The sequence below is a fragment of the Kineococcus rhizosphaerae genome (genome assembly GCF_003002055.1).
In the GTDB taxonomy this organism is placed as follows: domain Bacteria; phylum Actinomycetota; class Actinomycetes; order Actinomycetales; family Kineococcaceae; genus Kineococcus; species Kineococcus rhizosphaerae.
In genome coordinates, this window is the sequence record NZ_PVZF01000003.1 from 319,064 (window position 1) to 331,977 (window position 12,914).

The 12,914-nt window shown below is 74.6% G+C and carries 12 protein-coding genes; 2 read left to right on the top strand and 10 right to left on the bottom strand.

Features of this window, described 5'->3' with window-relative positions; translation table 11 throughout:
* Positions 1 to 4: 4 nt before the first annotated feature.
* The 4 genes from CLV37_RS08640 to CLV37_RS08655 all read right to left on the bottom strand — a co-directional run bounded on the left by CLV37_RS08640 (position 5) and on the right by CLV37_RS08655 (position 4,510).
* Positions 5 to 1,132: a TolB-like translocation protein gene (locus CLV37_RS08640; protein WP_146149341.1), complete on the bottom strand. Its 1,128-nt coding sequence runs from the start codon at positions 1,130 to 1,132 to the stop codon at positions 5 to 7.
* An 88-nt stretch (positions 1,133 to 1,220) separates the two neighbouring features.
* Positions 1,221 to 1,988, bottom strand: a complete 768-nt coding sequence (locus tag CLV37_RS08645; protein ID WP_170127125.1) for a phosphotransferase enzyme family protein — start codon at positions 1,986 to 1,988, stop codon at positions 1,221 to 1,223.
* A gap of 82 nt (positions 1,989 to 2,070) precedes the next feature.
* Positions 2,071 to 3,063, bottom strand: a complete 993-nt coding sequence (locus tag CLV37_RS08650; protein WP_106209191.1) for a lactonase family protein — start codon at positions 3,061 to 3,063, stop codon at positions 2,071 to 2,073.
* 7 nt (positions 3,064 to 3,070) lie between these two features.
* Entirely contained in the window at positions 3,071 to 4,510 is a 1,440-nt protein-coding gene (locus CLV37_RS08655; protein ID WP_211298492.1) for an MFS transporter, read from the bottom strand.
* Between the two features lie 122 nt (positions 4,511 to 4,632).
* Between CLV37_RS08655 and CLV37_RS08660 the strand changes: the two genes are divergently transcribed.
* Positions 4,633 to 5,202, top strand: coding sequence for a TetR/AcrR family transcriptional regulator (locus CLV37_RS08660; protein WP_106209193.1), 570 nt, complete (start codon positions 4,633 to 4,635; stop codon positions 5,200 to 5,202).
* On the opposite strand, the gene CLV37_RS08665 is transcribed toward CLV37_RS08660, so the two are convergent.
* Both CLV37_RS08665 and CLV37_RS08670 read right to left on the bottom strand, forming a co-directional pair.
* Positions 5,203 to 5,886 carry a VOC family protein gene (locus CLV37_RS08665; protein ID WP_106209195.1) on the bottom strand — a complete coding sequence of 228 codons (684 nt, stop codon included), beginning with the start codon at positions 5,884 to 5,886 and terminating at the stop codon, positions 5,203 to 5,205. It lies immediately after the preceding gene.
* 50 nt (positions 5,887 to 5,936) lie between these two features.
* Positions 5,937 to 6,779 carry a helix-turn-helix transcriptional regulator gene (locus tag CLV37_RS08670; RefSeq protein WP_106209197.1) on the bottom strand — a complete coding sequence of 281 codons (843 nt, stop codon included), beginning with the start codon at positions 6,777 to 6,779 and terminating at the stop codon, positions 5,937 to 5,939.
* A gap of 169 nt (positions 6,780 to 6,948) precedes the next feature.
* On the opposite strand from CLV37_RS08670, the gene CLV37_RS08675 reads away from it, so the two are divergent.
* Positions 6,949 to 7,899, top strand: coding sequence for an SDR family oxidoreductase (locus CLV37_RS08675; RefSeq protein WP_106209199.1), 951 nt, complete (start codon positions 6,949 to 6,951; stop codon positions 7,897 to 7,899).
* 42 nt (positions 7,900 to 7,941) lie between these two features.
* Here CLV37_RS08675 and CLV37_RS08680 read toward each other — a convergent pair whose 3' ends face one another.
* From CLV37_RS08680 to CLV37_RS08695, 4 genes are all read right to left on the bottom strand, one after another.
* A complete protein-coding gene (locus CLV37_RS08680; RefSeq protein WP_211298493.1) occupies positions 7,942 to 8,829 on the bottom strand; it encodes a carbohydrate ABC transporter permease in 888 nt (295 codons plus the stop codon).
* Complete coding sequence (locus tag CLV37_RS08685) at positions 8,826 to 9,806, bottom strand: carbohydrate ABC transporter permease (protein ID WP_211298494.1); 981 nt, start codon at positions 9,804 to 9,806, stop codon at positions 8,826 to 8,828. The genes CLV37_RS08680 and CLV37_RS08685 overlap by 4 nt, the downstream gene beginning before the upstream one ends.
* A gap of 2 nt (positions 9,807 to 9,808) precedes the next feature.
* The gene (locus CLV37_RS08690; RefSeq protein WP_106209203.1) at positions 9,809 to 11,125 is read right to left on the bottom strand and encodes an extracellular solute-binding protein; all 1,317 of its coding nucleotides are present in this window, start codon (positions 11,123 to 11,125) and stop codon (positions 9,809 to 9,811) included.
* A 196-nt stretch (positions 11,126 to 11,321) separates the two neighbouring features.
* Positions 11,322 to 12,857, bottom strand: a complete 1,536-nt coding sequence (locus tag CLV37_RS08695) for a GMC oxidoreductase (protein ID WP_106209205.1) — start codon at positions 12,855 to 12,857, stop codon at positions 11,322 to 11,324.
* Positions 12,858 to 12,914 lie beyond the last annotated feature (57 nt).

Genomic DNA, 12,914 nt, shown 5'->3' on the forward strand with positions numbered 1-12,914 from the left:
CCGCTCAGCGCGACCGCGTCCGCCGGGGCAGGACGGGGGCGTCCGAGCCCCACGCCGTGACGGCGGCCTCGAACACGGCCGCCGCCCCGTTCGTGCTCAGCAGCGTCGCGGCGGACCCGTCGAGCGGCTGCCGCCACAGCTGCGTGTCCTGGTACGCCCCGTCCGCGGAGGGCAGCGAGCGGCCCGCGACGACCACGGACGCCCGGTCGGTGGAGGCGACGAGCTGCTCGACGAACTCCGGTGGTGCGCCGAGGTCGCGCACGACGTTCGCGGTCCGGTCCAGCATGACCAGCCGGCGGTCGGTGGCGGTGGTCCGCACGGCCGCGAGGTCGGTCCCGTCGCCGACGAACACGGCGGACGTCTCCCCCGCCGCGTCGGTCACGACCTGCCGCGCGGTGCGGGCGGCGAGGTCGACGAGGACGACGTCCCCGCCCTCGGGGGTCGCCCGGGTCACGGCGAGCGCGGTGGAGTCCGGGGAGAACGCCAGCCCCGTCGTGTCCTGCGCCCCCGCCACGACGGTCCGTCGGCCGCTGGCGACGTCGGCGACGACGAGCTCGCCGGGCGCCTGGGCGCACACGTCCGGGCCGCTCTCGCGCCACACGACGGTCGTGCCGTCGGGCGAGAACGTCAGGTCGCTCGCCGTGGGCGCCACGTCGCCCAGCGCGCGGCGCGCGCCGTCCGGGGTCTGCAGCACGAACGCGGGGCGGACCAGCCGGTCGTCGGTGGTGCAGTCGGTCGGGGCCCAGGCCGAGCGGTGGAACCACGCGAGCGTGCCGCGGCTGCTCCAGGCCAGGGACCGCGAGTCCCCGTCCCCGTCGACCTGGCGGCGGTCGCTGCCGTCGGCGGCCGCGACCTGGACGTGGCCGAGGTCGTCCGCGTCGTAGGCGATCCAGGCGAGGCGGGAACCGTCCGGGGACCAGCTCGCGTCGACGGCCAGCCCGTCCGCGACGTGCCACTGCCGGCCCGTGCCGCTGTCGACGGCGTACAGGCCCCACGCGTGGTCCGCGCTCACGCCGGAGTAGGCCACGACGGGCCCGCCCGGGGCGGCGGACGCCGACCCCGCCAGCAGACCGGTGGCCAGCACGGCCACCCCCAGCGTCCCCGCCGCGCTGCGCACTGCCCTGGTCCCCACCCGAAACCCCCTCGGTCCTGCTCGGTCCCCCCGGAGCGAGCACCTCCATCCCACCAGGTCCCGGCCCCGTCCGCGGGGATTCGGCCGATCAGCCGCCGATCGCGTCCTGGAACAGCGGGCGGTTGGCCTGCACGTGCGCGACGTCGGAGCGGTACAGCGCGTCGTGGCCGTCGGCGATGTGCGAGGCGAACGCCGCGACGCCCGCGGCGGCCTGCTCGTGCATGTGGCGGACGAGACCGTCCAGGTGCTCGATGACGGCGTCGAGGAGCCCGGCCCGGTCCGCGTCGTCGAGGCCGTAGGCGGCGCAGAACCGGGCGAGCCGGGCCGCCTGCTCCTGCGTCGCGGGCACACCCGGGTTCCGGGGGTCGGACACCTGCGCCCACCGGTACACCGCTCCCCCGAGGTCGGTGAGCCGCGGACCGGGCCGGGCGGTGTCGAAGTCGATGAGCGCCACGACGCGCTCGCCGTCGAGGACGCAGTTGTGGGGGGCGTAGTCGCCGTGGCAGACGACCTCGACGGGGTCGGCGACGGGGAACATCCACCCGTCCCGGGGCAGTTCCCGCGCGAACCCCGCGGTGGCGTCGTGGAACCGGCGCAGGAACTCCGCCGCGCTCACCAGGGCCGTCACCGAGGCGGCGGCGGGGGTCAGCGGGTAGTTCGACACCTGCCCCGGCAGGAAGTCGAGGACCTCGACACCCGCTGCAGCCGAGTGCACCCGCGGGATCCCGGCGAACCCCTCGAGCCGGCGCAGGAGGTCGTGCACGCGCGGGGAGTGCGGGCCGGTGGGCCGGCGCACGGTGGCCCCGACGCGCACGACCTCGTTGACGCCCCCGCCGGTCAGGATCTCCTCGTCCACCCCTGCAGCCTGCCGGGCCGGCGGGCGCGCGGCCAGCGGTTTCCGCGGGCGCCCGGGCTCACGACGAGGCTCACGACGAGGCTCACAGGGGCACGACGCAGGCCGGCGACCCGATCTCGGCGACGGACCGGTCGACGACCGTGAGGTCGTCGTCGAGGGCCAGGTGCACGACCCGGTCGGAGTCCTGCGCCGAGACGTAGAGGTGGCGGCCGACGACCGCGACGTGGCGGGGGTTCACCCCGCCGATCTCCAGGTCGCGCACCGGGCGGGCGATCCCGTCGACGACCTCGTGCACCGTGACGACCTCGGCGCGCCGGTTCGCGACGACGAGCCCCCAGGGGGCGACGGCGATCTCGGAGGGGTACACGCGCCGGTCGGCGGGGACGGCGGTCGCGGACGCCACGACGGGGTCGAGGAGGTCGTCGCCGTGGACGGCGAAGGAGGTGACGGTGGCGTCCAGCTCGGCCGCGACGAAGAACCGGTCCCCGACGGTGACGGCGTGCCGCGGTCCCGTCCCCGGCGCCAGCGCGACCGTCCGCAGGGGTTCGGCGCTCAGCCCGCCGCTCGTGGTCGCGTGGACGCGGATCTCGTCGGTGCCGAGGTCCAGCACCGCCAGGTGGTCCCCGAACCGCCGGGTCGAGTGCGGGTGCGAGGACTCCTGCCGGTCCGGGTCGGGGCCGGACCCGGTGCCGCGCAGCGTCTGCCGCAGCTGCGACACGGCACCCCCGGCGAGCTCGACGACCCCGACCCCGCCGCCGTAGTTCGCGACGACGAGGAACCCCGGCAGGACGGTGAGGTGGCAGGGCGACGAACCGCCGCTGGGGGCCTCCCCGAGCAGTTCCCAGCCGCCGGCACCCGGGCGGCGGGAGGAGACGAACCCCTCGTCGACCTCGTGGGCGGCGTGGACGACACCCCCCTCGCCGACCGCGAGGAACGACGGGGAGGGGCAGTCCGCGACGGCCCCGACCGCCCCGAGGCGGCCGGTGGCCGGGTCCCGGTCGACGAGCGCGATCCCGGGGCCGCGACCCCCGGTCGCGGCGGTGTAGGAACCGACGGCGAGCACGTGTGCGTCCACGTCCCGATCAGACCACGGGGGTCAGCCGCCGGCCCACCACGGTCACGACCGCGACCCCGAGGGCCAGCACGGACAGGACGGCGAACGCGGTCGTGAAGCCGGACTCGACGGGGACCCCGGAGGCCTGCACGTGGGCGGTGACGATGCTCGTGGTGAGGACGGCGCCCAGGGCCCCGCCGATGGTGCGGGTGTTGGCGTTGACGCCGCTGGCCGCACCGGTCTGGTGGGCGGGGACGGCCCGGACGACGATGTTCGTCATGGCCGCGTAGGCCAGGCCCACGCCGATCCCGAACGCGCCGCCCTCGAGGGCGACGACCCAGGTGCTGGTGTGGTCCAGGGCGAGGGCCACCGCGGCGACCGCGCAGACGACGGCGCCGGCGAGCAGTTGCGCGGCGGCGGGGAACCTCGCCTCGAGACGGCCCCCGACGACGCCGGCGGCGAACATGGCGACGGGCAGCGGGAGCATGAGCAGCCCGGCGCCGGTGGCGTCCAGGCCGAACCCGTACCCGGCGGCGGTCGGGACCTGCGCGAGCTGAGGCAGGTAGATGAAGACCCCGAACATCGCGGCCCCGAACAGCAGCGCCGCGAGGTGGGTCGTCCAGACGGCCGGGACGCGCAGCGTGCTCATGTCGACCAGCGGTGCGGCCGAACGGTTCTCGACCCGGACCCAGGCCACGGCGGCGAGCACCGCGACGGCCAGGGGGACGATCGTGGCCGGGCTGGACCAGCCCCAGACCGCGGCCTGGCTGACGGGGACGAGGAGCCCGACGAGGGCGACGGCGAGCAGTCCGGCGGCCAGCGGGTTCACGCGGGCGGGTTCGCGGGTGGCGGCGCGGGGCAGGACGCGCAGCGCGGCCGCGGCGGCCACCAGGACGGGCAGGGCCGGCAGCCCGAGCAGGACGTGGGTGCCGAACGTGGACATCACCGGGCCCGCGACGACGACGCCGAGCCCGCTGCCGGCGGCCACGAGCGCGGAGACGGTGCCGATCGCCGGGGCGAGCCGGTGCGGCGGCAGGGTCTCGCGCAGGATGCCGAAGGCGAGCGGGAGCGCGGCACCGCCGACGCCCTGCACGACGCGGGCGAACAGCAGGAACTCGACGTTCGGGGCGAGCGCGGCCAGCAGGCAGCCGACGCCGAGCGCGGTCATCACCGCGACGAACACGGGCCGGCGTCCGACGGCGTCGCCGACGCGGCCCAGCACGGGGGTGAAGACGGCCGCCGAGAGCAGGTACGCCGTCAGGACCCACGTGATCGACGTCGAACCGGCGTGCAGCTCGCGCTGCAGGGTCGACAGGGCCGGGGAGTAGAGCGACTGCAGCAGGGAGAAGCTGGCGGCGGCGACGGACAGCACGAGCAGGACACCGCGGGTGGCCGGCGGGGCCGCCACGTGGCGCGCGGACGGTCGCCGCGGGGCGGGCAGGTGCGTGACGGAGCGGAGGGTGGGCACGACGGAACTCCTCGAGACGAGGACGAGTGGTGGGGCGCTGGCCTCCCGCGACGTGTCGTCGTAGAGTGGAGGCTGCCTCCGGTACGTTAGCGGAGGCAGCCTCCACTTCGCAAGGGGACGTCATGACCGGGTCGGTGCTCCGACGCGAACCGCCCAGGCGGGCCGACGCGCGCCGCAACTACGAGGCGATCCTCGCGGCCGCGCGCGAGGCCTTCACGCAGGACGCTCCCCCGACGCTGGAAGACGTCGCCCGCACCGCCGGGGTCGGCATCGGCACCCTCTACCGCAACTTCCCCGACCGGTCCGCGCTGCTCGAGGCGGTCTACCTCGACGAGGTCCAGACGCTGTGCGACGTCGGCCGGGACCTGGCCGCCGCGCGCCCGCCGTGGGAGGCCCTGGCCGGCTGGCTGCACCGGTACGTGCAGTACCTCGCGACCAAGCGCTCCCTCGCCGAGGAACTGCGCTCGGCGTTCGGCGCCGGCAACCCCGTCTTCGCGTCCTGCCGCACCGCCATCACCGAGGCCGGTGACCCGCTGCTGCGGGCCGCGCAGTCCGCGGGTGACGCGCGCGCCGACGTCGGGATCGACGACGTCGTCCGGCTCGTCTCGTCCATCTCCACGGGCAGCTACTCCACGCCCGACCAGCTCGACCGCGTGCTCGGGATGGCGATCGACGGCCTGCGCGCCCGCTGATCAGAGCAGCCGGAACTCGTTGCCGCTCGGGTCGAGCAGGTCGGATCCGTCGGCGCGCGCCCCGAGCGCGAGCAGCCGGTCGAGCTCGGCCCGCCGGTCGCCGCGCGCCCGCAGGTCCAGCCGCCAGCGGTTGCGCCCCCTCTTCGGCTCGACGGGGTCACCGCCCCAGGTGAACTTCGGCCCGCCGGCCGGTGACTGAACGGCCGTCTCGGTGCCCTCGCCCCACACCAGCGGCCAGCCCAGGGCGTCGCGCCAGAAGTACCCCGCGGCCTGCGACCCGTCGCCCGACAACGCCCCGATCGGCCCGCACCCGGCCAGGAACCGGTTCTCGGGCTCGATGACGCAGAACTCGTTCCCCTCCGGGTCGGCCAGCACCATGTGCCGTTCCTCCGGGAGCTGGCCCACGTCGAAGGGTCGCCCACCGGCGGCCAGCGCCCGGGCCACGATCGCGTCCTGGTCCTCCTGCGACGTGCTCGTCAGGTCCAGGTGGATCCGGTTGCGCCCCGACCCCGGCACCGTCGTCGGGACGAACCGGAGCCGGAACCCGGGGTCGTCGGCCGGGTCCAGGAAGGACCCGCCCTCCGGGTCGGGGACGACCGCTCCCCCGAGGACCACCGACCAGAACCGCGCGAGACGTTCGGGGTCGAGGGCGTCGACGCACAGCGCCGCCACGTCGCAGGGCATGGACCACGGTAACGCGCCCACCCGCCCCGGGGCAGCCCCCGGCGCCGGCCTCACGCCGTCGTGGACGCCCCCAGGACGGACAGCAGTTCCAGCTTCTCCTGGTCCTCGGTCCCGGGGACCGCGGTGTAGACCAGCAGCAGGTGGTTCTGCTGCGGATCCAGCAACGTCTGGCAGTGCAGCTCGATCCGGCCCACCGCCGGGTGCACGAACCGCTTGACCTCCTGCGGGCGCAGTCCGACCTCGTGCAGTTCCCACAACCGGCGCAGTTCCTCCGAGTTCGCCAGCGCCAGCTCGGCCAGTTCCGCGGCCCGCGACCCCGGCCCGCGCCGGGTGACGACTTCGCGCAGGCCCGAGGCGTACACCCGGGACAGGAACCCGTGGTCCTCCGGCGCGTACCCCGCCCGGGCCGCGGGGTCGGTGAACCAGCGGTACCCCAGGCTGCGGGCCGGCCCCGTCCACCGGTCGGCGGGGCCGGTCAGCGCGACGCCCACCGGCGTCTGGCGCAACGTCACCCCGAGTTCGGTGACGATCTCGGCGGGCGTGTCGACCAGCCGGTCCAGGATCCGCAGCAGGCCGGGGCCGACGTGCTCGCTGAGGGCACCCCGCGCCGGCGGTTGGTGCCCGGCCAGTCGGAACAGGTGGTCGCGCTCGTCCAGCCCCAGGTGCAGGCCCTGGGCGAGGGAGGCGATCATCTGCTCCGAGGGCCGGGGCCCGCGCTCGCGTTCCAGCCGTGCGTAGTAGTCGGTCGACATGTGGGCCAGGGCGGCGACCTCCTCGCGCCGCAACCCGGCGGTGCGCCGCCGCTGCCCCCGGGGCAGGCCGACGTCCTGGGGCTGCAGGGCCTCGCGTCGTCGCCGCAGGAACTGCGCCAGTCCCGCCCTGTCGATGTCCATCGTCCTCCCCCGCCGTGGTCCCCCCTTCCTACCGCCTGCGGTCGGGACGGACCACGGCCTGGCGATCCCCCCTTCCGGCGGGGACCCCCAGGGGCGGATCGACGGGCCCTGGTTCGGAGCGCGGTCCCGGTCGAGGCTGGGGCCACCACCCCGACCCAGGAGGAACGTCGTGCCCCGAACCCCTCAGCTGTCCCTGCCCGACCTGTCCGGCCGGCGCGCCCTGGTCACCGGAGCCAGCGACGGCATCGGCCTCGGCATCGCCGCCCGGCTGGCCGCCGCCGGGGCCCAGGTGCTCCTGCCGGTCCGCAACCGCACCAAGGGGCAGGCGGCGCTGGACCGTCTGCGCGCCCGGCACCCCGGGGCCCAGGTGGTCCTGCACGACCTGGACCTGTCCTCGCTGTCCTCGGTCGCCGCCCTCGGGCAGCGGCTGCGGGACGAGGGTGACCCGATCCACCTGCTCGTCGCCAACGCGGGGGTGATGACCCCGCCGCACCGGCAGACCACCGCCGACGGGCTGGAACTGCAGCTGGGCACCAACCACCTCGGCCACGTCGCCCTGGTGGCCCACCTGCTGCCCCTGCTGCGCGCCGGCCGGGCCCGGGTCACCTCCCAGATCAGCGTCGCGGCCCGCAGCGGTGCGGTGCACTGGGCCGACCTGAACTGGGAAAGCAGTTACCACGGCATGCGGGCCTACGGCTCCTCCAAGGTCGCCCTCGGCCTGTTCGGCCTCGAACTGGACCGCCGCAGCCGCGCCGGGGGGTGGGGCATCACCAGCAACCTGTCCCACCCCGGGGTCGCCCCCACCAGCCTGCTCGCCGCCCGCCCCGAACTGGAGCGTGAACGGAACACCCCCCAGATCACCCTCATCCGCGCCCTCTCGCGCGCGGGCCTCCTGGTCGGCACCGCTGAGAGCGCCGCGCTGCCCGCGCTGCACGCGGTCGCCGACCCGAAGGCCGAGGGCGGACGGCTGTACGGGCCCACCGGGCCCGGTCACCTGGGGGGCGGCGCGGGTGAGCAGCCGCTGTACCGCCCGCTGCGCGACGAGGCCGAGGCGGCCCGGGTGTGGGAGGTGTCCCAGGAACTGGCCGGGGTGTCGTTCAGCGCCGTCGCCGCGGCCTGAGCCCCTCGTGCACCCACCGGCCGGGGCCGGTGGGCGCACGGGTCACTTCAGGCCGGTGGCCGCGATCCCCTGGATGAAGTAGCGCTGCAGGAAGAGGAACAGCACGAGGACGGGCACGAGGATCGTCACCGACCCGGCGAGCAGCACGCCGTAGTCGGTGGTGTTCGCCGCGGCCGACGCCACCGACAGCCCGACCGGCAGCGTGTACGTGTCGGTGGACTGGGCGACGACGAGCGGCCAGAGGAAGTAGTTCCAGCTGTTGAGGAACGTGAAGATCGCCACGGTGGCGACCGCCGGTCCCAGCAGCGGCAGGACGACGCGGACGAAGACGCCCACGTCGCTGGCCCCGTCGAGGCGCGCCGCCTCCAGCAGCTCGTCCGGGACGGAGGTCGCGAACTGCCGCATGATGAAGACCGCGATGGGCATGACCAGCATCGGCAGGACGATCCCGGCCAGGGTGTCCACCAGCCCCAGCTGCACGACGATCACGAACTGCGGGACGAAGACGGCCACGTAGGGGATGGTCATGGCCAGGACGACGGCGCCGAAGACCAGGCTGCGGCCGCGGAAGGGCACCTTGGCCAGCGCGTACCCGGCCATCGCGCTGAACAGGACGTTGGTCACGACCGTGACCCCCGACACGATCGCGCTGTTGAGGAAGTAGCGCCCGAAACCCTTCTCGGTGAACAGCACGACGAAGTTGTGCACGTTGGTGAAGGAGTCCGGCAGCCACCCGCCGGGGTCCGAGGTGAACTCCCCCTGCGTCTTGAACGCGCCGAACACCACGAGGGCGAACGGGGCGAGCATGAGGAGGGACACCACGACGAGCAGCACGTACACGGCGACGGCCGCGGCCGGCCGCGTGCCGCCGGGCCCGGTCGGCGTGACCGTCACGGCGGTGGGGGTGGGGGTGGGGGTCTGGACGCTCAATGCTTCGACCTCAGCAGACGCACCTGGGCGGTGCTCACGACGAGCACCACGACGAGAAGGACCATCGAGCCGGCCATCGAGTCGGCGATCCGGCCGTAGCCGAACTGGTCGTAGACCCACTTCGCCACCGAGGTGGTCGCGCTCAGCGGCCCCCCGTTCGTCACGAGGTACGGCTCGTCGAAGATGTTGAGGAACGACACGCTCATGAGGACCGACACCAGCAACGTCGTGGGCCGCAGCAGCGGGACCGTCATCGCGGTGACCCGGCGCCAGTAGCCGGCCCCGTCCAGCGCGGCGGCCTCGTGCACCTCCTCGGGCACCGACTGCAGACCGGCGAGGAACAGCACCATGCAGGTGCCGATGTTGCGCCACACGGTCAGCAGCAGCACCGCGACGACCGCCCACCCGGGCCGGCCCAGCCAGTTGGGTCCGTCGACACCGAGGGCGCCGAGGAACCCGTTGACCGGTCCCTGCTGGGTGAAGGCGTACTGCCACAGCACCGCCGCGGCGACCACGTTGGCGATGACGGGGACGTAGACGATCGCGCGGAAGACGCTGCGCATCCGCCGGATGCCGGAGTCCAGAGCGAGGGCCAGCACGAAACCCGCCCCCATGGTGACGGGGACGCCGACCACCACGAAAAGCGCGGTGTTCAGCATCGCCCGCTGGAAGTCCTCGCTGCCCAGGATGCTCGCGTAGTTCCCCAGCCCGACCACGTCCACCGCGAAGGGGCTGGTGAGGTCGCGGATCCCGATGTCGGTGAGGCTGAGGAACAGGGCCATGGCCGCGGGCACGACGCTGAAGACCACGAAGACGACCACGAAGGGCAGGACGAAGCCCCAGCCCATGACGTCCAGGGAGGCGCGCCGTCCCCGCCCGGCTCGGCGCGGCGCAGGCCCGCGGGTCGTGCTCGGGGCGGGACCCGCCGTGGGGACCGACGCGGAGCTCGAGGTGGAGCTCGAGGTGGTGGGAGCCACGGTCAGGCCCCGGTCCCCAGCGCCTCGGCCTGCTTCTGCGCCTCGTCCAGCGCCGCCTGAGCCGTCGACCCGCCCCGCACGACCTGCTCCATCTGCTTGCCGATGACGTCGGCGACCTGGCTCCAGGTGGCCGCCGTCGGAGCGCCGAAGGCGGTCGGGATGGCGTCGCGCACCGGGGCCAGCAGTTCGTCGTCGGCGATCGCCGGGTCGTCCCAGGCGGACTGGACGGCGGGCAGGTTGCCGAAGGTCTGGTACCACTGCACCTGCACCTGGGGCCGGGACAGGTACTCCACGAGCTTCCAGGCGGCCTGGGCGTTGCCGCCGCGGTCGAGGACGCCGAGGCTGCCGCCGCCCAGGGCGGCGGCCTTGGCCCCACCGGGACCGGCCGGTTGCGCGTAGACGCCGATGTTCTTCGCCACGTACCCCTCGCCGGCCGCCTCGTCGATCCAGCCCGGCAGCCACGGGCCGTTGGAGACGTTCACGACGTTCTTCCCGGACGTCAACCACGGGACGACGTCGAGGAAGGCCGGGCCGTCCGGGGAGGAGTACCCGGCGGTGAACAGCGAGGCGAAGTACTCCAGCGCCTGCACGTTGGCGGCGGCGTTGATCGCCCACCCCTTGCCGTCCTCGGTGGTGAGGGACGAGCCGTTCTGGTGCACGTACTCCGACAGCGCCTCCGCGGAGTACTCGTCCCACGCCACCGCCATGCCCAGAGGGATGGAGTGCCCCGCGGCCACGAGCTGCCGGCAGAAGGCCTCGTTCTCCTCCCAGGTGGTCGGCGGGGTCAGGCCCAGACCGTCCACGACGTCCTTGCGGTAGTAGTTCACCCGGGCGTAGGCGTACCACGGCACGGCCTTGTGCGCTCCGTCCGCGGTCGTGACCCCGGCCAGCGCGGGCTCGAAGAACGAACCCAGGTCCACCAGCCCCTCGGGCACGGTCTGGAACGCCCCGGTCGCCAGGATCGACGACTGGGTCTGCGAGTACAGGGACACGAGGTCGGGCACCCGGCCGGAGGCGATGGCCGCGGTGAGCTTGGTGTCGAACTCCGACGACGGGATCGTGGTGACGTTCACCGTGACGTCCGGGTTCTCCTTCTTGAACGCCGCGATGAAGGGGGGCAGCGAGTCGCCGTCCGGGGCCCCGGCCCAGAACTCGACGGTCCCGGTCGCCGGGCCGTCGGTGACGCTGATGGGTGCCGACGCGCGGGAGTCACCGGTACCGCTGCGCCCGCACGCGGCCAGACCCGCGGTCAGGGCGGCCGCGGACGCGCCGGCGAGGACCGTGCGGCGGGACGTGGACCGGTCAGGACGGACGAGCATGGTGGCCCCCTAGGGTCGGGTGGAGTGGGAGGAACGAGGGTGGAGCCGTTCGCTGGTGCTCACCGGACGGGAGCGACCGGGGGGCCGTGGTGACCCGACCCGGTGCACGCGATCGCTTCTGCGACAACGGTACAAGAGTTTCCCGCAGTTTCCGTCGATCCCTGGAACTGTTTACCGGGACGAAACGCGGTGGTGCTCAGAGGGCGAGGGCACCCACCTCCTGCTCGAGGTGTTCCAGGGTTCCACGGGCCGCCCGGACGGCGGTGACCATCGCGGTGAGCGTGGAGTTCGCGGTCACCGGGGTCGGGACCACCGAACCCCCGGCGAGGTGCAGGTTGGAGAAACCCCACACCCGCCCCGACGGGTCGCACACGCAGGTCCCGTCGTCGGACCGGCCGCTGCGGGTGGTCCCCGTCCAGTGCAACGAGGAACCCGGCGCCAGCAGGGCCGAGTCGCGGTCCGGGTCGAAGTCGCCCAGGGCCTCGCACAGCCGCCGCTGGGTGGCGCGGCCCTCCGCGATGCGGGCGAGGTCGCCGGCCGTGTACCGGTACTCCACGCGCAACCGGGGCAGGCCCGCGGCGTCGACCTCGTCCTCGTCGAACACCAGCCGGTTGGCCGGGTCGACGTCCGTCGGGACGTACAGCGAGGCACCCGTCGAGTACGCCAGCCGCTCGCCGGCCGCGTCGACGAACAGGCGGTCCATGATCTGGCCGTGGAAGGGTTGCGCGGGGCCGCTGTGCGGCAGCCAGTGCGAACCGACGACCCACTCCCCCTCCAGCGGCAGCGGGACCGATCCCAGGTCCACCCCCAGTCGCGGCAGGTCGACGAGGACCTGCCCGGTGAGGAAGGCGTGCTCGTTGAGGTGGGCGCCCAGGGCGGTCGGCCGGATGCCGGAGGCGAACAGCAGTTGCGGGGTGCGGAAGGTGTCGGCCGCGACGACGACGGCGGCGGCGGCCACCGTGCGCTCCTCGCCGGTGCGGGTGTCGCGGACCTCGACCCCGGCGACCCGGGTGCCGTCGTGCACCAGGCGCAGGGCGACCGTCCCGGTGAGCACCTCGAAGTCGTCGCCGGGACCCTCCAGCAGGCGGGGCAGGACCACGGTGGGGCCGGTGCGCGCCAGCGGCCCGGTCCGGCCCGGGGCCACCGCCATGGGCATGGGCTGCGGGTGCCGGCCCGGGGCGCTGACGGGTCCGAACAGCCCGTCCAGCACCCGCAGGAGGCGGTCGCCGACCTCGGTGGGGGCGAACGGCCGGGCCTGCACGCGCAGCAACCGCTGCGCGGTCGCCAGGTCGGCGGCGAAGGCCTCGGCGTCGTCGTCGAAGACCTCCGAACCCCACGGCCACGGCGTCGCCGCCGTCCAGTGCACGCCCATGCCCCCGGCGTTGAGCCCGACGGCCGCGGCCGGCATGGCGGCGGCGTCGGAGCCGAAGGCGGACACGTTGTACATGCCCGGACGGGCGTCGCGGATGCTGCCCCCCAGGGAGGGCGTCGGGTCCGCGCCGAGGTACAGGGACTGCACGCCCGGTTCGACCCGCTGCAGGTAGGTCTCACGCACGTCGGGTTCGGCGGAGTCGTGCAGGTGGGCGCCCGCGACCGTCCCGATCGGGCGGCCGGCGTCGACGATCACGATCCGCGTCCCGGGACGTGCCGCCCGGGCCTGCGCCGCGACCGCGGCCCCCATGAGTCCACCGCCGACGACGAGCAGGTCGGCGGGAGCGGTGTGCGAGTCCATCGGGCGGCCTCCAATGTGCGATGAAGTAGCACAATAAGCGCGGCGCGCCCGTCCGGT